Origin of the sequence: Streptomyces sp. NPDC093261 (assembly GCF_044753645.1) — a bacterium.
Classification (GTDB): domain Bacteria; phylum Actinomycetota; class Actinomycetes; order Streptomycetales; family Streptomycetaceae; genus Streptomyces.
Genome location: NZ_JBIVNO010000001.1, coordinates 1,149,091 through 1,171,972, shown reverse-complemented (window position 1 = coordinate 1,171,972; position 22,882 = coordinate 1,149,091). Strand labels below are relative to the sequence as shown.

The following is a 22,882-nucleotide window of genomic DNA, read 5'->3' as shown; positions in this document are numbered from 1 at the left end:
GCGACCGCACGTCCCCAGCGCCTTCGGCCCGCGACTCCGCCGCAACCTCCCCGCCGCCCATTCGTAACTCCTCGTCGGCTCAGGCGAGATGGGGAACGACCGCCTCCAACTTCACTGCGCGGACGCGTGAACCTACTCGCGCGTAGAGGTGTTTGTGCCCTTGTGAAGGGCATATATCGGTCACCGCACGACCGTACGTGCAGGACAAGAAGGGAGCCCGCCGTGGACAACGACGTCTCTGCGGGAAGCACCACATCGATCGTCGGCCGACTCGCGCTGGGTATCACGCTGTTGGCCTTCGGTCTCGGAACGACCAAAGTGATCGACGGTGTGACGACGGCCGACGCCGTGTCACTGGCCCACTATGTGGGCGGTGTTGCCCTGTTCCTCGCCGGCCTGCTCGCTTTCCGCGACGGTGACACCGCCACGGGTACGGCCTTCTCGGCGCTCGGCGCCCTGTGGTTCACCTGGGCCGTCACGGCCGGCGGCGGGATGTCCGCCAACGCCGCTGGACTCTTCCTGCTGTTGTTCGCCCTCGTCGTCCTGAGCCTGGCACTCGGAGCGGCCGGCGACGTCCTCGGCCAGGGCACCTACGGCCTGCTCTGTGTCTCGCTGGTGCTGCTCGCCGTCGCGCGTTTCGCCGGCAACGACGCGCTGGGCAAGGCCGGCGGCTGGTGCGCGGTCGCCGCGGGCGCGGTCGCCTGGTATGCGGCGACGGCCGTCCTGGCCAAGTGGCCGACCTCCCTGCCGCGACGCGCTGCCGGCCGGGGGGTGACGGCCGCCGGCTGAGGCAGCGCCGGGCCGGGGAAGGGCGGCCCCGGCCCCCTGAGGGAACGACCCCCTGTGCTGGTGGCACACAGGGGGTCGTTCACGTCGTGCGAGGTGCTCCGGGGCGGAGGGGAACCGCTACTCCACCGTCACCGACTTGGCCAGGTTCCGCGGCTTGTCGATGTCCCGGCCCAGCGCCAGCGCCGTGTGGTACGCGAGCAGTTGCAGCGGGATGCCCATCAGGATCGGGTCGAGCTCGTCCTCGTTCTTCGGGACCACGATCGTGTGGTCGGCCTTCTCCTGCTCCCGGTGGGCGACCGCGAGGATCCGCCCGCTGCGGGCCTTGATCTCCTCCATGGCCGCGCGGTTCTTCTCCAGCAGGTCGTCGTCCGGCACGATCGCGACGGTCGGCAGGGCCGGCTCGATCAGCGCCAGCGGGCCGTGCTTCAGCTCGGAGGCCGGATAGGCCTCGGCGTGGATGTACGAGACCTCCTTCAGCTTCAGCGAGGCCTCGCGAGCCACCGGGTAGCCGCGCACACGGCCGATGAAGAGCATCGAGCGGGCGTCGGCGAACTGGTCGGCCAGCGCCTTGATCTCCTCCTCCTGCTTGAGGATCTCGGAGATCTGCTGGGGCAGCTTCCGCAGGCCCTCGATGATCCGCTTGCCGTCACGCACCGACAGGTCCCGCGTGCGGCCGAGGTGCAGCGCGAGCAACGCGAAGGCGACGGTGGTGTTGGTGAAGCACTTGGTGGAGACCACGCAGACCTCGGGGCCGGCGTGCACGTACATGCCACCGTCCGCCTCACGCGCGATCGCCGAGCCGACGACGTTGACGATGCCCAGCACCCGGGCGCCCTTGCGCTTCAGCTCCTGGACGGCCGCGAGGACGTCGTAGGTCTCACCGGACTGCGAGACCGCGACATACAGCGTGTCGGGGTCCACGACCGCGTTGCGGTAACGGAATTCGGAGGCGGGCTCGGCGTCCGCGGGGATACGGGCCAGCTCCTCGATCATCTGGGCGCCGATCATGCCGGCGTGGTACGAGGTGCCGCAGCCGAGGATCTTCACCCGGCGCACCGCGCGCGCCTCGCGGGCGTCCAGGTTGAGGCCGCCCAGGTGGACGGTGGAGAACCGGTCGTCGATGCGGCCGCGCAGCACCCGGTCCACGGCGTCGGCCTGCTCGTGGATCTCCTTGTGCATGTACGTGTCGTGGCCGCCCATGTCGTAGGACTCGGCCTCCCACTCCACGGTGGTCGGCTCGGCCGTCGTACGGGTGCCCTCGGTGGTGTACGTGCGGAAGTCGTCGGCCTTGAGGGTGGCCATCTCGCCGTCGTCGAGGGTGACTATCTGACGGGTGTGGGCGACCAGCGCGGCGACGTCGGAGGCGACGAACATCTCCTTCTCGCCGATGCCGAGCACGACGGGGGAGCCGTTGCGGGCGACCACGATGCGGTCGGCGAAGTCGGCGTGCATCACCGCGATGCCGTAGGTTCCCTCGACGACGCGCAGCGCCTGGCGGACCTTCTCCTCCAGGGTCTCGGCCGGGGAGCGGGCGATGAGGTGGGTGAGGACCTCGGTGTCGGTCTCGGAGAGGAACTCGACGCCGTCCGCCTCCAGCTTCTTCCTGAGGTCGGAGGCGTTGTCGATGATGCCGTTGTGGACGACGGCGACCTTGTGGTCGGCCGACATGTGCGGGTGGGCGTTCACGTCGGACGGGGCGCCATGGGTGGCCCAGCGAGTGTGGGCGATACCGGTGGTGCCCTTGAAGCGCGCGGGGACCTTGGCCTCCAGGTCGCGGACCCGGCCCTTGGCCTTGACCATCTTCAGGCCGGACGTCCTGGGGGACGTGACGACGATGCCCGCCGAGTCGTAGCCGCGGTACTCCAGCCGCTGGAGACCCTCCAGCAGCAGCGGGGCCACATCGCGCTTACCGATGTATCCAACGATTCCGCACATATATATCCTTAAGTCCCTTTTGTCCCCGTTGTGGTGAAGTGGCCTCTGAGGGGTCTCCGGCGCCTCAGCCGTAGACGATGCGGCGCAACTGCCGGAGCGTAAGCTCGGGCGGTGCGACCGTGCGGTACCTCAGATCGGCCTCGATCCGCTCGAAGATCGTCGCGTTCACCAGGCCCTGGGCCTGCAGCTCGCGGTGGCGGCGGCGGACGAACTCCTCGGTCGTTTCGTCGAAATAGGCGAGCACGTCCTGGACCACACGCAGCGCCTCGCCCCGGCTCAGGGTCGTGGACCGCGTCAGATGATCAACAAGTTCGTCGTGCACCCGGTAGATCCTGCGGTACGCGCGCCAGAATCGCAAGAATCGTGCCCGATTCCGGGCAGACGTCTTGTGATGTCCTCATCGGCCCCTGTTCGGCGGCTGTCCATTCTGTGTCTTGCGCCACGTTGCTTACGCGTGGTGTACGTGACGGCGGGCGCGGCGGGCCGCAGCCTCTACGCGTTCAGCGCCCCGCTGTCGTACGAGGGCCACGAGAACGAGGTCGAGTCCGTCGCCTCGTTCATCAACGTCAGGGAAGGCAAGCAGAACGAGACGGTCACCTGGTCGCGCGTGCGCTACCTCGACTACTCGTTCCTGCGCGTCGACGTCACCCCCGCAGCCAAGGGCCGCTACGCCACGCTGAAGGTGCGCGGCATCGCCGAGTCCGGTGAGCGGGTCGACCACTTCACGGTGGCGCGCCGGGCGAAGTGACACCACTTCGAAAGGCCACTCCCGTGCCCGGAAGGCAGGGCGCAGGGACGGCGGGCGGTCCTCGTCTCCGGACGAGGGCCGCCCGCTTGGGGTCGGTGCCTTTCCCGGCCGCCGGACGGCCCGTCGCGGCCCCTCGCCCGGCCCGTCCGCCGGGATGAATTCACGCCAGGGGAGGGGTTCGCCGGGTCCGTTCTGCGGGAGAGTGGTCTATACCCCTCTCGTCCAGTCCGGGCGAGCCCCTGGGGTCTCGTGGAAGGGAGCGCATGTGTCACAGCACCACAGAACGCCCCGCATCCTCGGTACGCTTCTGCTCGTCGCGACGGCCGGGCTCACCGTCGGCGTCGGCGCCCAGCCCGCAGCGGCCGCCCGCGACGCCGGCGCCTTCGCCCGGGTGGTCCCGGCGCCCGCCTCGGCCGAGGCGGGCGGGTCCCCGTACGAGATCACCCGGAGCACGCGCATCCGGGTGGACGGCACCGGCGAGACCCGCCGCGTCGGCGAGTACCTCGCGGACGTCCTGCGGCCCTCGACAGGCTACCGACTGCCGATCACCACGACCGGCGCCGGAGGCATCCGGCTGACCCTCGGCAGCGGCCCGTTCGGCGCCGAGGGCTACCGGCTCGCCGGCGACGCCCGGGGCGTGACCATCACCGCCCGCCGCCCCGCCGGGCTTTTCCACGGAGTGCAGACCCTGCGCCAGCTCCTGCCCCCGGCCGTCGAGAAGAGGACCGTGCAGCCCGGCCCCTGGCCGGTAGCGGGGGGCACCGTCACCGACTCCCCGCGCTACGCCTACCGCGGCGCGATGCTCGACGTCTCCCGCCACTTCTTCAGCGTCGCCCAAGTCGAGCGCTATATCGACGCCTTGGCGCTCTACAAGATCAACACCCTCCATCTGCATCTGAGCGACGACCAGGGCTGGCGCATCGCCGTCGACTCCTGGCCGCGCCTGGCCACCTACGGCGGCTCGACGCAGGTAGGCGGCGGCAGGGGCGGCTTCTACACCAAGGCGCAGTACCAGGAGATCGTCCGCCACGCCGCGTCCCGCTATGTCGAGATCGTCCCCGAGATCGACATGCCCGGCCACACCAACGCCGCTCTCGCCTCGTACGCCCGACTGAACTGCGACGGCGTCGCACCCCCGCTCTACACCGGCACCGACGTCGGCTTCAGCTCGCTGTGCGTGTCCAAGCCGGTGACCTACGACTTCGTGGACGACGTCGTGCGGGAGCTGGCCGCCCTCACCCCCGGCCGCTACCTCCACATCGGCGGCGACGAGGCGCACTCCACCAGCCACGCGGACTATGTGACGTTCATGGACCGGGTGCAGCCCATCGTCGCCAGGTACGGCAAGACCGTGATCGGCTGGCACCAGCTGACCGGGGCGCACCCGGCGAAGGGCGCGCTCGCCCAGTACTGGGGCCTCGACGACACCGCCGCCGAGGAGAAGGCTCAGGTTGTCCAGGCCGCGCGGAACGGCACCGGGCTGATCCTGTCCCCGGCCGACCGGGTCTACCTCGACATGAAGTACACCAAGGACACGCCGCTCGGACAGGACTGGGCGGGACTGGTGGAGGTCAGGCGGTCCTACGACTGGGATCCGGGCACCTATCTGCCCGGTGCGCCGGCCTCGGCGATCGCCGGTGTCGAGGCGCCGCTGTGGTCCGAGACGATCGTCACCGACGCCGACATCGACTACATGGCCTTCCCGCGGCTGCCGGGCGTGGCCGAGCTGGGCTGGTCGCCGGCCGCCACGCACGACTGGGACGCCTACCGGGTGCGGCTCGCGGCGCAGGGGCCCCGCTGGGAGGCGCTGGGGATCGGGTACTACCGCTCGCCCCAGGTGCCCTGGCCCACGCGATAGCTCCGCGAGACGACGACGGGCACCCCGGTGGACCGTACACCGGGGTGCCCGCCCGTACGCTGGGGCCTACCGGCCCGCGATCGGGTTCCTCAGGGTCCCGACCAGCTGGAGCGCCCCCGTCGGGTCCGCGAGGTCCACCATCTGCCGGTTGTCGCGCAGCTGGAGCCGGTTGAGGCAGGACAGGGGGAACTCCGGGGCGAACATGTCGTACTGCCGGAACCGGTCGGCGAGGTGCGGATGCGCGTCCTGGTACGCGTGGACGACCTCGGCGACCGTGCGCCAGAAGTCCTCCTCCGCCAGGACGCCCTCGGCGGCGAGATGCGCCGCGACGAAGCGGAAGAAGCAGTCGAAGACGTCCGTGAAGACCGACAGGAGTTTCCGGTCGTCGGGCACCTCCACCCGGATCCGGGTGACCTCCGGCGGCAGCACCGCGTCCGGGTCCATCACCGCGATCTCCTCGGCGATGTCCTTGAAGACCGCGCGCCGCACCACACCGTCCTCCAGGACGAGGATGACGTTCTCGCCGTGCGGCATGAAGACCAGGTCGTAGGCGTAGAAGCAGTGCAGCAGCGGGGTGAGGTAGGCCCGCAGATAGTGGCGCAGCCACTCGGCGGGAGCGAGCCCCGACCGCTCGATCAGCGCCCCCGCGAAGGAGGCGCCCTCGTGGTCGACATGGGCGAGGGAGGCCATCGTCGCCAGGGTCTCGCCCTCCTGGAGCGAGCCGGCCGGGCTCTCGCGCCACAGGGCGGCCAGCATCTTGCGGTACGGGGAGGTGCGGTCGGTGGCCGCCTCGTATTCCGGATGGCGGTAGCCGACGGCCGCCCGCTCGCGCAGGATCGTCAGGCCGGTCGACTTCAGCACCGGATCGCTCTCGATCAGCCCGTGCAGCCAGTCGTTGATCGCCGGGGTCGCTTCCATGTAGGCGGCCGAGAGGCCGCGCATGAATCCCATGTTGAGGACGGACAGGGCCGTCTTCACATAGTGCTTCTCGGGGTTGTCGGCGTTGAAGAAGGTCCGTACGGACTGCTGGGCCAGATACGCGTCGTCGCCTTCGCCGAGGCAGACGAGATGCCGTCGGGCGACCTCCGCGGCGAAGGTGACGGTGAGCTTGTTCCACCACTGCCAGGGGTGGACGGGGATCAGGAGGTAGTCCTCCGGGTCCAGGCCCTGGCCGGTGAGGCACCGGTGGAAGCGTTCCAGAGCCGCGTCCCCGAGCTCCTGCCGTACGAAGGACTCGTACCCGATGCCCGTGCCCGCCGTGAACGCGGCCCGTGAGCGGTGCGCCGCCAGCCACACCAGCCGCAGGGGGTTCGCGGTCTCGGGAGCGTACGACAGGTACTCGTGGAGGCCGAAGCCGAGCCGCCCGTTGTTGGCGACGAAGCAGGGGTGGCCCTCGGTCATCCCGGTCTCTATGTCCTGGAACCCGCTCCGGGCGAGTTCGGCGGAGGTGACCCGCGGCTTGGTGAGCTTGTAGCAGGTGCCCGAGAGGGTGGAGGAGATCTCCTCCAGGTAGACGGGCAGAATCTCGTCGCTCAGGCCCAGGGACGTCCTGAACTCCAGGAAGAAGTCCAACGCCGCGAGGGGCAGTTCGGCGCCGTCACGGTGGCGGGTGATCGACTCGGGGCCGATCTGCCAGTGGTCGAGGGCGCGCAGGGTGGCGCGGAACCGGTAGCGGGTGAGCCGGTCGTCGCTGTGGACGACGTAGTGGCCGTCCTCCCCGGGTTCGGGGGTGATCAGCCGCTCGTGCGCGAACTCGGCCAGCGCCTTGCGTAGGAGGAGCCGGTTGGCCTGCTCCCAGCGCTCGGGGGAGAGATGGGAGACGGCGTCGGTGAGGCTCATGCCGCCACTGCCCGCTCGAACCGGTCGCGGGTGCAGAAGCTGAGCAGTGCCCTCTTCTCCGGCTTGATGATCTCGCGCTCGGGCACGAACCCGACGGCCGTGTTCAGCGCGTGGACGGCCGTGTTGCGCACATCGGGCTCGACCACGATCCGCTCGGTGGCCGGGTCCTCGAACAGACGCCGCATGACGGCGGTGATGACGGCCCGGGTGAACCCGCGCACGGGCCGGTCGGTGGGGGCGACGAGGAAGTGCATGCCGACGTCACCGGGCTCCGGCTCGTACAGGCCGGCGAGTTCGCGGTGGGCGGGGTCGTACTGCTCCATCAGAAACGCGGGCTCGCCGTCGTGCAGCCCGAGGAACGCGTGGTGGTGCCGGTCGGCCGCGATCTCCAGGTACGCCCGCTCGACGTCCTCGAGCCGGGCCTCCTGCATCATCCAGAAGGCCGCCTTGGGGTGGGTGACCCAGCCGTGGAGGAGTTCGGCGTCCTCGAGGGGGTCGAGCGGGCGGAGGGCGAGGGTGCCGACCAGCGGGGTGGTGCTCATCGATGGCTCCTTGGGGCGTGTCCTTGAACGGCAGTGTGGAAGGTCACGCACTTCGTCGGTTCGGGTGGAATTCCTCCGGACGGACAGTCGGCGATGAAGCCGGAAAGCCCAGAGCGTGAGCTACGGGAGTCCCGCCCCTGTGGGGCGGGGAGATGTCACACGGCGAACTCCTGGAAGGCGATGGCCTTCTCGACGGGGTAGTACTCGGCGCCCAGCAGCTCCCGGATGATGTACGCGTTCCGGTAGGGGCCCATGCCCAGGTCGGGGCTGGTGATGCTGTGCGCGTGGACGCCGGCGTTCTGGAGGAACACGCCCCGGCCGGTCACGTCGACGGCGTAGTTGCGGGCCACGTCGAAGTTGCCGTGCCCGTCGTAGCGCAAACGGTCGCGGACGGGCTTCAGGAACTCCGGTTCGGCGTACCGGTAGCCGGTCGCGAGGATCAGACCCTGGGAGCGCAGCTCGTAGTCCTTCTCCTGCTCCTCCTGGCGGAAGCCGAGGGTGAACGTGCCGTCCTCATGACGGGCGCTGATGAGCGCGGAGTTGGTGAGCAGACGGGTGGGCACCGGCCCGTCGAGGTTCTTCTGGTACAGCAGATCGAAGATCCCGTCGATCAGGTCTCCGTCGATTCCCTTGAACAGCCCTTTCTGCCGCTCGCAGAGGCGGTAGCGGGTCCGCTCGGGCAGGGCGTGGAAGTAGTCGATGTACTCCGGGGAGGTCATCTCCAGGGTGAGCTTGGTGTACTCCAGCGGGAAGAAGCGCGGGGAGCGGGTCACCCAGTCCAGCCGGTAGCCGTGGACATCGATCTCGCTCAACAGGTCGTAGTAGATCTCGGCGGCGGACTGGCCGCTGCCGACCAGGGCGATCGACTCCTTCGTCTGGAGCTGGTGCTTGTGGTCCAGATAGCGGGAGTTGTGGATGACATCGCCTTCCAGGCCCCGGCAGGCCTCGGGGATGTGGGGCGGGGTGCCGGTGCCGAGGACCAGGGCGCGGGCCCGGTGGACGACCCCCTCCCGCGTCCGTACGACGTACACCTCGTCCTGCTCCTCGTACGTCACCTCCGTGACCGTGGTGCCGAAGCGGACGCAGCTCAGCTTCGAGGCCGCCCAGCGGCAGTAGTCGTCGTACTCGACGCGCAGCGGATGGAAGTTCTCGCGGATGTAGAACGAGTACAGCCGCCCGCGCTCCTTGAGGTAGTTGAGGAACGAGTACGGGGAGGTGGGGTCGGCCAGAGTGACCAGGTCGGACATGAACGGGGTCTGGAGGTGGGCGCCCTCCAGGAACATCCCGGAGTGCCACTCGAAGGTGGGCTTCGACTCCAGGAAGACGCCGTCGAGTCCGCCGATCGGCTCGGTGAGGCAGGCGAGGCCGAGGTTGAAGGGGCCGAGTCCGATCCCCACGAAGTCGTGGGTGGTGTCGTGGGCGTCAGGATGCGCGGTCAAGGGACGCTCCCAGGTACTGCTCGGCGTGGCCGGCGATCAGATCGAGTACGGCGGTGATGTCGTCCGTCGTCGTCTCGGGGTTGAGCAGGGTGAACTTCAGATAGTGGCGGCCGGCGACCTTGGTGCCCGCGACCACGGCGTCGCCGGAGGCGAACAGGGACGTGCGGGCGTACAGGTTGGCGCGGTCGATGCCGGCGGGGTCGGTGACGGCCGCCGGGATGTAACGGAAGACCAGGGTGGACAGCTGCGGCTCGACGACCACGTCGAAGCGTGGGTCGGCGGCCAGCAGCCGCCAGGCCTCCCGCGCCAGGTCGCAGACCTCGTCGAAGAGGGCGCCGACGCCGTCCGCGCCCATCACGCGCAGCGTCATCCACAGCTTGAGGGCGTCGAAGCGGCGGGTGGTCTGCAGGGACTTGTCGACCTGGTTGGGGATGCGCTCGGTGACCATGCGGCGCGGGTTGAGATAGTCCGCGTGGTAGGTCGCATGGCGCAGCGTGGAGGCGTCCCGGACCAGCACGGCGGACGAACTCACCGGCTGGAAGAAGGACTTGTGGTAGTCCACGGTGACCGAGTCGGCGCGCTCGATGCCGTCGAGGAGAAGGCGGCGCGCGGATGAGACGAGCAGCCCGCAGCCGTAGGCCGCGTCCACGTGCAGCCAGGTGTCGTACCGGGCGCACAGCTCGGCGATCTCCGGCAGCGGGTCGATGGAGCCGAAGTCGGTGGTTCCGGCGGTGGCGACGACCGCCATCGGGGTGAGGCCGTCCGCGACGCAGCGCTCCAGTTCACGGGCGAGGGTGACGGCCTGCATGCGCTTGTCGGCGCCCACGGTGACCGGGACGACGGCCTCGCCGCTCAGACCGAGCAGTTTCGCCGACTTCTGCACGCTGAAGTGGCCGGCCTCGGAGGCGAAGATCCGCAGTTTGGCGAGGGTGTCGGAGGTGTCGGAGGCGACCTGCCCGGCCCGCCCCGGCTTGGCCTCCTCGCGGGCCAGCAGCAGCGCCTGGAGGTTGGACTGGCTGCCGCCGGAGGTGAACACGCCGTCGGCGGCGGGCCCGAAGCCGATGCGCCCGGCGGTCCAGTCGATGAGTCTGCGCTCGATGAGGGTGCCGCCGGCCGACTGGTCCCATGTGTCGAGGGAGGAGTTGACGGCGGACAGGACGGCCTCGCCGAGCACGGCCGGGATGACGACCGGGCAGTTGAGATGGGCGAGGTAGCGCGGGTGGTGGAAGTAGACGGCGTCGCGGAGGTACAGCTCCTCCAGTTCGTCCAGGGCCGCCGTGGTGTCGTGCAGCGGGCGGTCCAGGTCGATCGCCTGGATACGGGGGGCGAGGGCGTCCACCGGGACGCCGGTGAACGGACGGTCGGTGGCGGCGAGTCTGGCGGCCACCCGCTCTACTGCTTCGGTCACGGAACGGCGGTAGTGCTCCGCGGTGAGGTCATTGAGCAGGTGCGAGCGCATGTGGGGTCCTCCGGTGGGGACAGTCCGTGCGGGAGCGGGGAGGGGCGAAGCCGGCGGCGAACTTAGGTTAGCCTAACCTGAGTTTGATCTCGGCCCCGGTGAGCGCCCGTCACTCCTCTGCGCGCAGTTGCTCCTCGCTCAGCCCCTGCCGCCAGTAGCCGACGAAGGTGACGCGCCGGCGGTTGATACCGCGTTCCCCGACGAAGTGCCGGCGCAGCTCCTTGACCCGGCCGGACTCGCCCGCGATCCAGACGTACGGGGCCTGCGCGCCGGGGAGTTCGGCGTCTTTGAGCGCCGCCAGCGCGGTGCGGGATCCCGTGCCGCACACAAGCCAGGTGACCTCGGCGTCGGCCTCGGTCGCCAGGTCCTGGATGTCACCGGCCTGCCCGGCCTCCAGCCAGACCCGGGCGCGCGTGCCCGCGGGCAGCGATGCGAGGATCGCGGAGGCGGCGGGCACGGCGGTCTCGTCGGCCCAGATCACCACCAGATCGGTGTCCTCGGGCGGACGGAAGCGGATCGCCCGGTTGTCCTCGACCGCCGGGCCGATCAGGACGACACGGTCACCGGAGGTGGCACGGGAGGCCCAGCGCGAGGCGGGGCCCACCGGGGCGCGGGCACCCGGCTCCACGCCGTGCAGCACGAAGTCGATGTCGATCTCGTCGGGGTCGCGGCGCAGGGCCCGCAGGGTGTACGAGCGCATCACCGCCCGTACGTGGTCGGGCAGTTCGCGCCGGCCCTGCCACCACAGGTCGCCCAGCTCGATCGGGACGGCGGGCTCGCTCTGGCCCGGATGCGGAAGGAAGAGGGACAGGCTCTGGTCGCGTCCGTCGGAGCGGAACGCGCGCAGGTCGTCTCCCGCGAAGGTGATCCGGACGACGGACGGGCCGAGCCGCCTCGTCCGTACGACCTGGAGGGAGAAGAAACGGAACGGGGCGGCTACGGCCGTCGTCATCGGTGCTCCTGAGGGGGCAGGGCTCCCGAGGGACAGGGCTCCTCGGGGCGGGGCTCCTGGGGGGTGAGGCGGTCAGCTGACCTTCCTGGCCGACTCGATGGCCTTGGCGAGGTCCTCGAGCAGCGGGGCGCACCTGTCGTACGACAGGATCGGCTCGGGGGTACGGGCGATGACCTGGCCCGCCTTGACCGCGGGGAGCTTCTTCCAGGTCGCCTCGGTGATGTCGGCCGGCTGGATGGCCGAGGTGCGGTTGTCCATCATGATGATGTCCGCCGGGTACTTGTCGACGTTCTCCCAGCTCAGGTTCTCGAACCAGCCGCCGCTCGCCTTCAGGGCGGAGGCGGGCGGCTCCACGAGGTTCACGCCGAGGGTCTTGACGTACTCCAGGTCGATGGAGAGGCCGGAGCCGGAGACGTAGAAGACGTCCTGGCTCGCGGAGCCCGCCAGCACCTTGATGCCGGGCTTGGCCTTGGTGGCGGCACGCAACCGGGCGGTCGCGTCCTCGAACCGCTTCCTCGCCTGGGTGACGGCCGTCGAGGTGGTGTCGGCGCCGAGCGACCTCGCGAGCTCCAGCATCCGCTGCAGCGGCTCGGTCATCCGGCGGTCGTAGACGGAGATGCCGACGCTGGGGGCGCCGACGGCGAGGACCTTCTTCGTCGACTCCTCCGGGACGTACCAGAGTGTTCCGGCACTGTCGAACATCGTGGTGACGAGCAGATCGGGGCTGAGCGCCGCGTACTTCTCGATGTTGAACTGGCCCCACTCGTCGCCGAGGATCGTCACCTTGTCGACGTCGAGGCCGCCGGCCTGGACATCTGCCCTGCCGTCCTTGGTCTTCGTCGGGCCGAAGACGCCCTTCACGCCGACCCCGTAATCGTGCAGCGCGGCGGCGACACCGACGAACGCGACAACGCTTGTGGGGACCTTGTCCGCCTTCGCGGTCTGCCCGCGGTCGTCCTTGAACGACCAGGGGCCGGTCTTGGCCGCGGCCTTTCCGCTGTCCGAGCCGGTGTCTTTCCCCTTGCCGTCCCCGCAGGCCGCGAGGGCGACGCCGAGGCCGAGGGCGCCGCCGGCGGCGAGGAGGCCGCGACGGGTGAGACGGGGGGCACGGGCATGGGACATGAGTGTGCTGCCTTCGAACGGGGCGGAGCGTCCGCCGGACGAGTCGAAGCTAGGTTAGCCTAACCTAACTTCCTGTCCAGGGGTGGGCGGCCGTCCGGCCCGAGTGGGCCTCCTGCGCGAAGGAGGCCGGCCGGTACGCGAAGAGGGGCCCGCGCCGTGCGGCGCGAGCCCCTCTTCCCGGATGTCGCTTCCGCGGGCTCAGCCCGTCAGTCCCAGCTCCCGGGCGATCAGCATGCGCTGGACCTCGCTCGTGCCCTCGCCGATCTCCAGGATCTTGGAGTCGCGCCACATGCGGGCGACCGGATACTCGTTCATAAAGCCATAGCCGCCGTGGATCTGGGTGGCGTCACGGGCGTTGTCGACGGCTACCGTGGACGTGTAGAGCTTCGCCAGGGCCGCCTCCTTCTTGAAGGGCTCGCCGGAGACCAGGCGGGACGCCGCGTCGCGCCAGGACAGCCGGGCCGTGTGGGCCTTCATCTCCATGTCCGCGATCTTGAACTGGATCGCCTGGTACGCGCCGATCGAGCGGCCGAACGCATGGCGCTCCCGGGCGTACTTCAGCGACTCGTCCACACAGCCCTGCGCGAGGCCCGTCGCCAGCGCCGAGATCGCGATCCGGCCCTCGTCCAGGATGCGCAGGAACTGGGCGTAGCCGCGGCCCTCCTCGCCCAGCAGATTCGCGGCCGGGACCCGCACGTCCACGAAGGACAGCTCACGGGTGTCCGACGCGTTCCAGCCGACCTTGGAGTAGGGAGCCGCCACGGTGAAGCCGGGCGTGCCGGACGGGACGATGATGGAGGAGATCTGCGGACGGCCGTCCGGCGTACGGCCCGTCACGGCGGTGACCGTCACCAGGCCGGTGATGTCCGTGCCCGAGTTGGTGATGAAGCACTTCGTGCCGTTGATCACCCACTCGTTCGTCTCCGTGTCGAGCCGCGCCGTGGTCCGGGTGGCGCCCGCGTCCGAGCCACCGTCCGGCTCCGTCAGGCCGAAGGCGCCCAGGATCTCGCCGGAGCACAGCCGCGGGAGCCACTCCCGCTTCTGGGCCTCCGTGCCGAAGCGGTGGATCGGCATGGCGCCGAGCGACACGCCCGCCTCGAGAGTGATGGCGACGGACGAGTCCACCCGGGCGAGTTCCTCGAGCGCGATGCCGAGGGCCAGGTAGTCGCCGCCCATGCCGCCGTACTCCTCGGGGAAGGGCAGCCCGAACAGGCCCATCCGGCCCATCTCGCGGACGATCTCGTACGGGAACTCGTGGCGCTCGTAGAAGTCACCGATCTTGGGCGCCACGACATCGTGCGCGAACTCCTCGACCGTGCGCCGGAGTTCCTCCAGCTCGGGAGAGAGGCGGTGGTCCATGGGGGGTCACTCCTTGTGGGAGAGGGCTCGGACGGTACGGGGCGGGCTGGGCCGGTCCAGGTGGGCGGCCATCCACACGCTCGTGGCGGTGAGCCGGCCGAGGTCGACCCCGGTGTCGATGCCGAGGCCGTGAAGCATCCAGACGAGGTCCTCGGTGGCGAGGTTGCCGGTGGCGGACCTGGCGTACGGGCAGCCGCCGAGGCCGCCCGCGGAGGCGTCGACCGTCGTCACCCCGTGCTGAAGCGCGGCCAGGGTGTTGGCGAGCGCCTGGCCGTAGGTGTCGTGGAAGTGCACCCCGATCGCACTGGTCGGCACGCCCTCCTCGTTCAGCTCGGACAGCAGGTCCTGGACGTGGCCCGGCGTCGCCACACCGATCGTGTCGCCCAGGCTCAGCTCGTCGCAGCCCATGTCCATCAGCGCCTTGCTGACGCGCACGACCTGGTGGATGGGGACGGGGCCCTCCCACGGGTCGCCGAAGCACATGGACAGGTAGCCGCGGACATGCACGTGGTGCGCCTTGGCCCGCTCCACCACCGGCTGGAACATCGCGAGGGCCTCGTCCACCGTGCGGTTGAGGTTGGCCTTGGCGAAGGACTCGGTGGCGCTGGCGAAGACGGCGATCCGGCGAGCGCCGAGCGCGAGCGCGCGGTCGAGTCCGCGTTCGTTCGGGACGAGGACCGGAAGCGCCACCGGCAGATCGCCGACGAGCGGGTACAACTGCTCGGCGTCCGCGAGCTGGGGCACCCACTTGGGGTGCACGAAGCTGGTCGCCTCGATGGTGGTCAGGCCCGCGTCCGCGAGCCGGCGGATGAACTCCGCCTTCACCTCCGTCGGGACCGTGCGCTTCTCATTCTGCAGGCCGTCGCGCGCGCCGACCTCATGGATCCTGACCCGTGGGGGCAGGTCCTCGGACGGCACGACCATCGGCAGTCCCTGAACGGTCATTTCTCCGTCTCCGTGTCCTCGCGTCCGGCCTCGCGGTTCTCGTGGCTCCGGGGGTCCGCGGGGTCGTCCTCGTGCGGTGCGATCACGGCCAGCACCTGGTCCATGGCGACCGTGGTGCCGGGGGAGACATCGAGTTCGGCGACGGTCCCGGCGTGCGGGGCGGAGATGACGTGCTCCATCTTCATCGCCTCGACCACCAGCAGGCTCTGACCGGCCGCCACCTCGTCCCCGACGGCCACCTTGACCACGGTCACCGTGCCGGGCATGGGCGCGGTCAGCGACTCGGTGCCGGAGTGCGCCGCCCGGGTGAGCGAGGCGGCGACCGGGTCGTGGTCGCGCACATGCCAGGCGTCGCCGTCGCGGCCCAGCCAGTCCCCGGCCCGCTGGAAGGTGTGGCGCACACCGTCCAGGAGGACGGTTACCGAGTCCTCGGTCACGGTGTGGGTGCCCCGCGGGACGTACTCCACGGGGTCGGACACCCGCAGGGGGAAGGCCACCGGCCTGGGCTCGCCGCCCAGCCGCCAGCCGCTCGGCACGGAGAACGGGTCGGTCCAGCCCGCGCCGCGCGGCTTCAGCGCCTCCAGACGCACGGCCGCCGCGGCCTCGTAGACCTCCTGGGGCACCTCCGTGGTGACGAGCGTGTCCACCACCCGCTCCACCAGCCCCGTGTCCAGATCGCCCGCCACGACGGCGGGATGGGCCAGCAGACGACGCAGGAAACCGGCGTTGGTCTGCACGCCCAGCGTGACCGTCCGGGCGAGGGCCGCGCGCAGCCTGCGCAGGGCGGTCGCGCGGTCGGGGCCGTAGGCGATGACCTTCGACAGCATCGGGTCGTACAGGCTGCCGACCTCGGTGCCCTCGGTCAGGCCCGAGTCCGTGCGCACCCCGTCCCCCTGCGGCTCGCGCAGCGCCAGCACGGTGCCTCCGGAGGGGAGGAAGCCGCGGGCCGGGTCCTCGGCGCAGATACGGGCCTCGACCGCGTGTCCGGTGAGCGTGACGTCCTTCTGCTCGAAGGACAGCGGCTCGCCCGCCGTCACCCGCAGCTGCCACTCCACCAGGTCGAGTCCCGTGACCAGTTCGGTGACCGGGTGCTCCACCTGGAGGCGGGTGTTCATCTCCATGAAGTAGTACGACGAGGGATCGCCACCCGGCACGATGAACTCCACCGTGCCCGCGCCCTCGTACCCGCAGGAGCGGGCGGCCTGGGCCGCCGCCTCGCCCATCGCGGCGCGGGTGGCCTCGTCGAGGAGCACACTGGGCGCCTCCTCGATGATCTTCTGGTGGCGGCGCTGGAGGGAGCACTCGCGCTCCCCCAGGTGCACCACGTTGCCGTGGCCGTCGGCCAGGACCTGGATCTCGATATGGCGGGGGCGGTCGATCCAGCGCTCGACCAGGAGCGTGTCGTCGCCGAAGGAGGCACGGGCCTCACGGCGGGCGGCGGCGATCTCGTCCGCCAGGGCGGCCGGGTCGCGCACGAGCCGCATGCCCTTGCCGCCGCCGCCCGCGCTCGGCTTCAAGAGCACCGGCACGCCGATCTCATGGGCCGCCGCGGCCAGTTCCTCGTCTGTGAGGCCGCTGCCGCTCGACCCGGGCACGACCGGGACACCGGCCGTGCGCACCGTCTCCTTGGCGCGGATCTTGTCGCCCATCAGGGAGATCGCCGGCGCGGGAGGGCCGATGAAGACCAGGCCTGCCTCGGCGCACGCCCGCGCGAACGCTGCGTTCTCCGCGAGGAAGCCGTACCCGGGGTGCACCGCCTGGGCCCCGGTCCGGGCGGCGGCCTCCAGCAGACGCTCCACCGAGAGATAGCTCTCGGCCGCGGGCGCCGGACCGATCCTTACCGCCGTGTCGGCCTCCCGGACATGGCGGGCGTCGGCGTCGGCGTCGGAGAAGACCGCCACCGAGCGCACGCCCATCGACCGCAGCGTGCGGATGACGCGTACGGCGATCTCGCCCCGGTTGGCCACAAGCACCGTGTCGAACATGGTCCCCCTCACATCCTGAAGACGCCGAACTGGGGCTCACCCAGGGGCGCGTTGGCGCATGCCGTCAGGGCCAGGCCCAGCACCTGCCGGGTCTCCAGCGGGTCGATCACACCGTCGTCCCACAGCCGGGCCGTCGCGTAGTACGCGTTGCCCTGGCGCTCGTACTGGGCGCGGATCGGGGCCTTGAAGGTCTCCTCCTCCTCGGCGGGCCAGCTCTCTCCGCGCGCCTCGAACTGGTCGCGCTTGACGGTCGCGAGGACCGACGCGGCCTGCTCGCCGCCCATCACCGAGATCTTGGCGTTCGGCCACATCCACAGGAAGCGCGGCGAATAGGCCCGTCCGCACATCGAGTAGTTGCCCGCGCCGAAGGAGCCGCCGATGACGACCGTGAGCTTCGGCACGCGGGTGCAGGCGACGGCCGTGACCATCTTGGCGCCGTGCTTGGCGATGCCGCCCGCCTCGTAGTCCCGCCCGACCATGAAGCCGGAGATGTTCTGAAGGAACACCAGCGGGATGCCGCGCTGGTCGCACAGCTCGATGAAGTGGGCGCCCTTCTGGGCGGACTCGGAGAACAGGATGCCGTTGTTGGCGACGATCCCGACCGGGTGGCCGTGGATACGGGCGAAGCCGGTGACGAGGGTCTGGCCGAACTCCGCCTTGAACTCGGCGAAACGCGAGCCGTCCACCACGCGCGCGATGACCTCGCGCACGTCGTACGGCGTGCGGGAGTCGACCGGGACCGCGCCGTACAGCCCGAAGGGGTCGACCTTCGGCTCGACGGACGGGACGACCTCCCAGGGCAGCTTTCCGCGCGCGGGGAGCGTGGAGACGATGGTCCGCACGATCCGCAGCGCGTGGGCGTCGTCCTCCGCCAGGTGGTCGGTCACGCCCGACACCCGCGAGTGGACCTCGCCGCCGCCCAGCTCCTCGGCGGTGACCACCTCCCCGGTGGCCGCCTTCACCAGGGGCGGGCCGCCCAGGAAGATCGTGCCCTGGTCGCGCACGATCACGGCCTCGTCGCTCATCGCCGGGACATAGGCCCCGCCGGCCGTGCAGGATCCGAGCACGGCGGCGATCTGGGGAATCCCGGCGCCCGACATCCGCGCCTGGTTGTAGAAGATCCGCCCGAAGTGCTCGCGGTCGGGGAACACCTCGTCCTGCATGGGCAGGAAGGCGCCGCCTGAGTCGACCAGATACACGCAGGGGAGGCGGTTCTCGAGCGCCACCTCCTGGGCCCTGAGGTGCTTCTTCACCGTCATCGGGTAGTACGTGCCGCCCTTGACCGTGGCGTCGTTGGCGACGATCACGCACTCGCGGCCGCTGACCCGCCCGATCCCGGCGATCACCCCGGCGGCCGGGGCCTGCCCGTCGTACATCCCGTCGGCCGCGAGGGGCGCCAGCTCCAGGAAGGGCGACCCCGCATCCAGCAGGGTGTCCACACGGTCACGCGGCAGCAGCTTGCCGCGCGCGGTGTGGCGCGCGCGGGCCTTCTCGCCGCCGCCCAGCCGGGCCGCGGCGAGCTTGGCGCGCAGCTCCTCGCCCAGCTCGCGGTGCGCCTCCTCATTGGCCCGCCAGGCCTCCGACGCGGGGTCGGCCGCGCTCGTCAGCTCCGGTGCCTCCAGCATCCTGCGGTCCCCTCACCTTGTTAATGAGCGTTAACGCATTTCCTTCAGGTTAACGACCGCTAACCTCCCTGTCTAGAATTGATTTCATGGCCACCAGAACCGACGCCCCCACCCGTCGCGAGCAGATCCTCAAGGAGGCCGCGCGGCTGTTCGCCGAGCGCGGCTTCCACGGTGTCGGCGTCGACGAGATAGGCGCCGCCGTCGGCATCAGCGGACCGGGGCTGTACCGCCACTTCGCGGGCAAGGACGCCATGCTCGCGGAGCTGCTGGTCGGGATCAGCGGCCAGTTGCTGACCGGGGCGAAGCGGCGCCTGGCGGAGGCCGACGGGGCGGCCGCTCCCGAGGCGGTCCTCGACTCGCTCATCGAGGGGCACATCGACTTCGCGCTCGACGACCGTCCCCTGATCACCTTGCACGACCGCGAGCTGGACCGCCTCCGGGACAGCGACCGCAAACTCGTACGGCAGCTCCAGCGGCAGTACGTCGAGCTGTGGGTGGAGGTCCTCCGCGAGGTCTACCCCGAGCTGGCCGAACCGGCGGCCCGCTCGGCGGTCCACTCGGTCTTCGGCCTGCTGAACTCGACCCCGCACCTGGGCCGCCGGGCCCCCCTCCCGAGCCGGGGGGCCACGGCGGAGCTGCTGCACCGGATGGCCCGGGGCGCCTTCGCGGCGGCCGGGGGGCAGTGACGGCGGCCGGGGGCAGTGACGGCGGCAGGCGCCTGGCAGTGACGGCGGCCGGGGGGTGGTAGTGACGGCGGCAGGCGGCGGACAGAACAAGGGGGGAGACCCGGATGGCGGGACGGGACCGGACGGCCGGGGAGAGCCGGATGGCGGGACGGGACCGGGCGGCCGGGGAGGGCCGGGTGGCCGGCGGTGCGCCCGTCACCGGGGTGCGGCCCTGGTATGCCGCGAACGAGTCCCTGGCGTTCCTGATCGAGCTCGCGGCCCTGGTGTGCCTGGGCTGGTGGGGATTCGGCGCGGGCCATGAAGGCGCGCTGCGGATCCTGCTCGGGGTGGGTACGCCGGCGCTCGCCGTCGTGGTGTGGGGGCTGTTCGCCGCGCCCCGGGCCCGGCTGCGGCCGGGGCTGCCGCTCGTCCTCGGGGTGAAGGCGGTGGTGCTCGGCGGTGGTGCCGCCGCCTTGTACGAGGTCGGTCACCCCGTCGCGGCCGGAGTCATGGCCGCCGTCACCCTCGTCAACACCGCTCTCGCCGAGATCTTCCGGCCCCGAACCGCCGCGGAAGCGTGACGAGCGTTACCAGGGCGGCTCTGGACGTCCGGCCGTACTCGCCGGTACGTTGACATGAGCAAGCGCTTAGAAAGCCAAGGTACGCGGAGGTGGCGGCGTGCGCCGTACGGTGTTCAACGAGGATCACGAGGCGTTCCGGGAGACCCTGCGCGCCTTCATCGAGGCCGAGGTCGTCCCCGTCTACGACGAGTGGCTCGCCGCCGGCCAGGCGCCGCGCGACTTCTACTACAAGCTCGCCGAGCTGGGCATATTCGGCATCCGCGTCGACGAGGAGTACGGCGGCGCGGGCATCGACTCGTACAAGTTCGAGGCGGTCCTGTACGAGGAGACCGCCCGCGCGGGCGTCACCTTCGGCGGCTCCGGCGTGCATGTGCTGCTCGGCCTGCCGTACATCAAGCTGCTCGCCACCGACGAGCAGAAGAAGCGCTACCTGCCCAAGTTCGTCTCCGGCGAGGAGATGTGGGCCATCGCGATGACCGAGCCGGGCACCGGCTCCGACCTCGCGGGCATGAAGACCACCGCCAAGCTCTCCGAGGACGGCACGCACTACGTCCTCAACGGCGCCAAGACCTTCATCACCGGTGGCGTGCACGCCGACCGCATGATCGTCTGCGCGCGCACCTCCGCGCCCACCGCCGAGGACCGCCGCCACGGCATCTCCCTCTTCGTCGTGGACACCAAGGCCGAGGGCTACTCGGTCGGCCGCAAGCTGGACAAGCTGGGCCTGAAGACCTCCGACACCGCCGAGCTGGCGTTCGTCGACGTCAAGGTGCCCGTCGAGGACCTCCTCGGCGAGGAGAACAAGGGCTTCTACTACCTCGGCCACAACCTGGCCTCCGAGCGCTGGGGCATCGCCTACGGCGCCTACGCGCAGGCCAAGGCCGCCATCCGGTTCGCCAAGGAGTACGTCCGGCAGCGCACCGTCTTCGGCCAGCCCGTCGCCGCCTTCCAGAACACCAAGTTCGAGCTGGCCGCCTGCCAGGCCGAGGTGGACGCCGCCGAGGCCGTCGTCGACCGCGCCACGGAGGCCCTCGACGCCGGTGAGCTGACCCCGGCCGAGGCCGCCTCCGCCAAGCTCTTCTGCACCGAGGTCGCCCACCGCGTGATCGACCGCTGCCTCCAGCTGCACGGCGGCTACGGCTTCATGAACGAGTACCCGATCGCCCGCCTGTACGCGGACAACCGCGTCAACCGCATCTACGGCGGCACCAGCGAGATCATGAAGACGATCATCGCCAAGGACATGGGCCTGTAAGCCCCGCGCAACGACCGGCGGATACGACTGACCTCATGAGTCAGGCACTACAGGATCTCCTCGATCTGCTCGACCTGGAGCAGATCGAGGAGGACATCTACCGCGGCCGGTCCCGGTCCGCCGTCGTCCCCCGTGTCTTCGGGGGACAGGTGGCGGCCCAGGCACTGGTCGCCGCCGGGCGCACGGTCCCCGCGGACCGGTTCGCCCACTCCCTCCACGCGTACTTCCTGCGCATGGGCGACCCGGGCGCGCCCATCGTCTACAACGTCGACCGTCTCCGCGACGGCCGCTCCTTCACCACCCGCCGGGTCGTCGCCGTACAGCACGGCAAGCCGATCTTCATGCTGTCCGCGTCGTTCCAGGCGGAGGAGGAGGGCCTCGACCACCAGGCCCCGATGCCGCCCGCCCCCGACCCGGCCACCCTGCCCACCTCCGAGGAACGGCTGCGCTCTTACGACCACCTCGATGCCCAGGTGGTGGAGCGGTTGCTGGAGGCCCGCCAGGCGATCGACCTGCGCTATGTCGACGAGCCGCCCTACGGCAAGTTCGGCGAGCCGCGCGAGCCGCACTCCCAGGTGTGGTTCCGCACCAACGGCAAGCTCGCGGACGACCCCCTGCTGCACGTGGTCCTCGCGACCTATGTCTCCGACATGACGCTCCTCGACTCGGTGCTGCTCGCGCACGGGCGCGGCGGCTGGGCCGTCGGCGATGTCGTCGGAGCCTCCCTGGACCACGCCATGTGGTTCCACCGCCCGTTCCGGGCCGACGAGTGGCTCCTCTACGACCAGGAGTCCCCCTCGGCGCACGGCGGCCGGGGCCTCGGCCAGGCCCGCATCTACACCCAGGACGGCCGCCTGGCGATATCGGTGATCCAGGAGGGCGTGGTCCGCGTTCCGTGGTGATGCCACGGGAGGCGGACCACTCCCCGTCCCCGGGACGGGTTCAGCCGCGGCGGATCAGTTCCGGGAACCCGGGTGCGCACCCGGGCTCCGCTCAGGCCAGCCCCGCCGCGTTCAGCAGGTAGGCCGTCAGCGGGTCGTAGTGGCGGGGGCTGGTGACGTGGTCGTCGAGGGGGACCGTCACCTGGACGGTCCCCTCTGCCTCCGCCAGGAAGAGGGCCGGGTCGTTGCAGTCGGCGTAGCCGACGGAGTCGATGCCGAGCTGACCCGCACAGCCCGCCCAGCCGTGGTCGGCGACGACCAGGTCGGGCAGGGGACGGCCCGCCGCCTTCAGGCCCTTCAGGGTCGCGCGCATCGGTTCGCCGGAGTGCGTGTGCCAGAGGGTGGCGCCGTGCTCCAGCATGGCCACGTCGGCGAACTGCATGACGTACCCCTCGTCCGTCTGCAGCCCGTCCGGGATGACCACGATCTCGCACCCGGCGGCGCGCAGGGCGGCCGCGGTGGCGCGGTGGACGTCGAGGAGGCCGCCGGGGTGGCCGGTGGCCAGGAGCACGCGCTGTCTGCCGTCGGCGGCCTTGCGCAGGCGGGCCGCCAGACGCTCCAGGGCGTCGACGGTCAGCTCCGGATCGATGGTGTCCTGGCCGTAGCGGTACTCGGGATCGTCGTTGACGCCGCAGCGCTCCGCCATGACCGCGAGCACGTCCTGCTCGTCGGTCCACCGGTCGCCCAGTTCCAGGCCGAGCCAGAAGTTGCGGTCACCGTTCGCGAGTTTGCGGTAGTGGGAGAGGTTGTTCTCACGGGGCGTGGTGACGTCGCCCGCGACACGGGTCCGTACGAGGTGGTCGACGAGCTCGGCGCGGCTGGGGATCCCGGGTATCGGCATGG

General features: G+C 70.7%; 19 protein-coding genes and 1 pseudogene. 7 read left to right on the top strand and 13 right to left on the bottom strand.

Annotated elements, in window-relative coordinates:
• Window positions 1–222: 222 nt before the first annotated feature.
• Window positions 223–789, top strand: coding sequence for a GPR1/FUN34/YaaH family transporter (locus ACIP94_RS05245; protein ID WP_402419746.1), 567 nt, complete (start codon window positions 223–225; stop codon window positions 787–789).
• Between the two features lie 117 nt (window positions 790–906).
• On the opposite strand, the gene glmS is transcribed toward ACIP94_RS05245, so the two are convergent.
• The gene (gene glmS / locus ACIP94_RS05240; protein WP_402419743.1) at window positions 907–2,724 is read right to left on the bottom strand and encodes a glutamine--fructose-6-phosphate transaminase (isomerizing); all 1,818 of its coding nucleotides are present in this window, start codon (window positions 2,722–2,724) and stop codon (window positions 907–909) included.
• Between the two features lie 64 nt (window positions 2,725–2,788).
• Window positions 2,789–3,046, bottom strand: coding sequence for a hypothetical protein (locus ACIP94_RS05235; protein WP_365161572.1), 258 nt, complete (start codon window positions 3,044–3,046; stop codon window positions 2,789–2,791).
• Between the two features lie 126 nt (window positions 3,047–3,172).
• On the opposite strand from ACIP94_RS05235, the pseudogene ACIP94_RS05230 reads away from it, so the two are divergent.
• A pseudogene (locus tag ACIP94_RS05230) lies at window positions 3,173–3,472 on the top strand (phosphoesterase); the annotation flags it as partial.
• A gap of 265 nt (window positions 3,473–3,737) precedes the next feature.
• Window positions 3,738–5,330, top strand: coding sequence for a beta-N-acetylhexosaminidase (locus ACIP94_RS05225; protein ID WP_402419739.1), 1,593 nt, complete (start codon window positions 3,738–3,740; stop codon window positions 5,328–5,330).
• A gap of 66 nt (window positions 5,331–5,396) precedes the next feature.
• On the opposite strand, the gene ACIP94_RS05220 is transcribed toward ACIP94_RS05225, so the two are convergent.
• The 10 genes from ACIP94_RS05220 to ACIP94_RS05175 form a co-directional block, all read right to left on the bottom strand.
• Complete coding sequence (locus tag ACIP94_RS05220; protein ID WP_402419737.1) at window positions 5,397–7,169, bottom strand: IucA/IucC family protein; 1,773 nt, start codon at window positions 7,167–7,169, stop codon at window positions 5,397–5,399.
• Entirely contained in the window at window positions 7,166–7,711 is a 546-nt protein-coding gene (locus ACIP94_RS05215; protein WP_402419734.1) for a GNAT family N-acetyltransferase, read from the bottom strand. The genes ACIP94_RS05220 and ACIP94_RS05215 overlap by 4 nt, the downstream gene beginning before the upstream one ends.
• Window positions 7,712–7,866: 155 nt before the next feature.
• Window positions 7,867–9,150, bottom strand: coding sequence for a lysine N(6)-hydroxylase/L-ornithine N(5)-oxygenase family protein (locus ACIP94_RS05210; RefSeq protein ID WP_402419731.1), 1,284 nt, complete (start codon window positions 9,148–9,150; stop codon window positions 7,867–7,869).
• Complete coding sequence (gene desA / locus ACIP94_RS05205; RefSeq protein ID WP_402419728.1) at window positions 9,134–10,609, bottom strand: lysine decarboxylase DesA; 1,476 nt, start codon at window positions 10,607–10,609, stop codon at window positions 9,134–9,136. The genes ACIP94_RS05210 and desA overlap by 17 nt, the downstream gene beginning before the upstream one ends.
• 109 nt (window positions 10,610–10,718) lie before the next feature.
• The gene (locus ACIP94_RS05200; RefSeq protein ID WP_402419725.1) at window positions 10,719–11,561 is read right to left on the bottom strand and encodes a siderophore-interacting protein; all 843 of its coding nucleotides are present in this window, start codon (window positions 11,559–11,561) and stop codon (window positions 10,719–10,721) included.
• Window positions 11,562–11,633: 72 nt separating this feature from the next.
• Window positions 11,634–12,683, bottom strand: a complete 1,050-nt coding sequence (locus tag ACIP94_RS05195) for an ABC transporter substrate-binding protein (RefSeq protein WP_402419723.1) — start codon at window positions 12,681–12,683, stop codon at window positions 11,634–11,636.
• Window positions 12,684–12,881: 198 nt separating this feature from the next.
• Window positions 12,882–14,042, bottom strand: coding sequence for an acyl-CoA dehydrogenase family protein (locus tag ACIP94_RS05190; protein WP_402419720.1), 1,161 nt, complete (start codon window positions 14,040–14,042; stop codon window positions 12,882–12,884).
• A gap of 6 nt (window positions 14,043–14,048) precedes the next feature.
• Entirely contained in the window at window positions 14,049–14,987 is a 939-nt protein-coding gene (locus ACIP94_RS05185; protein WP_402419717.1) for a hydroxymethylglutaryl-CoA lyase, read from the bottom strand.
• On the bottom strand, window positions 14,984–16,972 hold the full coding sequence (locus ACIP94_RS05180) for an acetyl-CoA carboxylase biotin carboxylase subunit (protein WP_402419714.1): 1,989 nt from the start codon (window positions 16,970–16,972) through the stop codon (window positions 14,984–14,986). The genes ACIP94_RS05185 and ACIP94_RS05180 overlap by 4 nt, the downstream gene beginning before the upstream one ends.
• 8 nt (window positions 16,973–16,980) lie before the next feature.
• The gene (locus ACIP94_RS05175; RefSeq protein ID WP_402419711.1) at window positions 16,981–18,597 is read right to left on the bottom strand and encodes a carboxyl transferase domain-containing protein; all 1,617 of its coding nucleotides are present in this window, start codon (window positions 18,595–18,597) and stop codon (window positions 16,981–16,983) included.
• 86 nt (window positions 18,598–18,683) lie between these two features.
• Here ACIP94_RS05175 and ACIP94_RS05170 point away from each other — a divergent pair, with 86 nt between their 5' ends.
• The 4 genes from ACIP94_RS05170 (at window position 18,684) to tesB (ending at window position 22,000) form a co-directional block, all read left to right on the top strand.
• Window positions 18,684–19,283, top strand: coding sequence for a TetR/AcrR family transcriptional regulator (locus ACIP94_RS05170; RefSeq protein WP_402419708.1), 600 nt, complete (start codon window positions 18,684–18,686; stop codon window positions 19,281–19,283).
• Between the two features lie 104 nt (window positions 19,284–19,387).
• Complete coding sequence (locus ACIP94_RS05165; protein ID WP_402419705.1) at window positions 19,388–19,843, top strand: YrdB family protein; 456 nt, start codon at window positions 19,388–19,390, stop codon at window positions 19,841–19,843.
• Window positions 19,844–19,940: 97 nt separating this feature from the next.
• Window positions 19,941–21,098 (top strand): acyl-CoA dehydrogenase family protein, encoded by a 1,158-nt coding sequence (locus ACIP94_RS05160; protein ID WP_402419702.1) that lies wholly within the window; start codon window positions 19,941–19,943, stop codon window positions 21,096–21,098.
• 35 nt (window positions 21,099–21,133) lie between these two features.
• Window positions 21,134–22,000: an acyl-CoA thioesterase II gene (tesB, locus tag ACIP94_RS05155; RefSeq protein ID WP_402419700.1), complete on the top strand. Its 867-nt coding sequence runs from the start codon at window positions 21,134–21,136 to the stop codon at window positions 21,998–22,000.
• A 91-nt stretch (window positions 22,001–22,091) separates the two neighbouring features.
• On the opposite strand, the gene ACIP94_RS05150 is transcribed toward tesB, so the two are convergent.
• On the bottom strand, window positions 22,092–22,880 hold the full coding sequence (locus ACIP94_RS05150) for a phosphatase (RefSeq protein ID WP_402419697.1): 789 nt from the start codon (window positions 22,878–22,880) through the stop codon (window positions 22,092–22,094).
• Between the last annotated feature and the right edge of the window lie 2 nt (window positions 22,881–22,882).

Coding starts and splice junctions, on each gene's coding strand:
- glmS (WP_402419743.1), bottom strand. CDS start 2,724: ATGTGCGGAATCGTTGGATACATCGGTAAGCGCGATGTGGCCCCGCTG.
- ACIP94_RS05150 (WP_402419697.1), bottom strand. CDS start 22,880: ATGCCGATACCCGGGATCCCCAGCCGCGCCGAGCTCGTCGACCACCTC.
- ACIP94_RS05190 (WP_402419720.1), bottom strand. CDS start 14,042: ATGGACCACCGCCTCTCTCCCGAGCTGGAGGAACTCCGGCGCACGGTC.
- ACIP94_RS05170 (WP_402419708.1), top strand. CDS start 18,684: ATGGCCACCAGAACCGACGCCCCCACCCGTCGCGAGCAGATCCTCAAG.
- desA (WP_402419728.1), bottom strand. CDS start 10,609: ATGCGCTCGCACCTGCTCAATGACCTCACCGCGGAGCACTACCGCCGT.
- ACIP94_RS05220 (WP_402419737.1), bottom strand. CDS start 7,169: ATGAGCCTCACCGACGCCGTCTCCCATCTCTCCCCCGAGCGCTGGGAG.
- tesB (WP_402419700.1), top strand. CDS start 21,134: ATGAGTCAGGCACTACAGGATCTCCTCGATCTGCTCGACCTGGAGCAG.
- ACIP94_RS05180 (WP_402419714.1), bottom strand. CDS start 16,972: ATGTTCGACACGGTGCTTGTGGCCAACCGGGGCGAGATCGCCGTACGC.
- ACIP94_RS05215 (WP_402419734.1), bottom strand. CDS start 7,711: ATGAGCACCACCCCGCTGGTCGGCACCCTCGCCCTCCGCCCGCTCGAC.
- ACIP94_RS05200 (WP_402419725.1), bottom strand. CDS start 11,561: ATGACGACGGCCGTAGCCGCCCCGTTCCGTTTCTTCTCCCTCCAGGTC.
- ACIP94_RS05195 (WP_402419723.1), bottom strand. CDS start 12,683: ATGTCCCATGCCCGTGCCCCCCGTCTCACCCGTCGCGGCCTCCTCGCC.
- ACIP94_RS05175 (WP_402419711.1), bottom strand. CDS start 18,597: ATGCTGGAGGCACCGGAGCTGACGAGCGCGGCCGACCCCGCGTCGGAG.
- ACIP94_RS05165 (WP_402419705.1), top strand. CDS start 19,388: ATGGCGGGACGGGACCGGACGGCCGGGGAGAGCCGGATGGCGGGACGG.
- ACIP94_RS05185 (WP_402419717.1), bottom strand. CDS start 14,987: ATGACCGTTCAGGGACTGCCGATGGTCGTGCCGTCCGAGGACCTGCCC.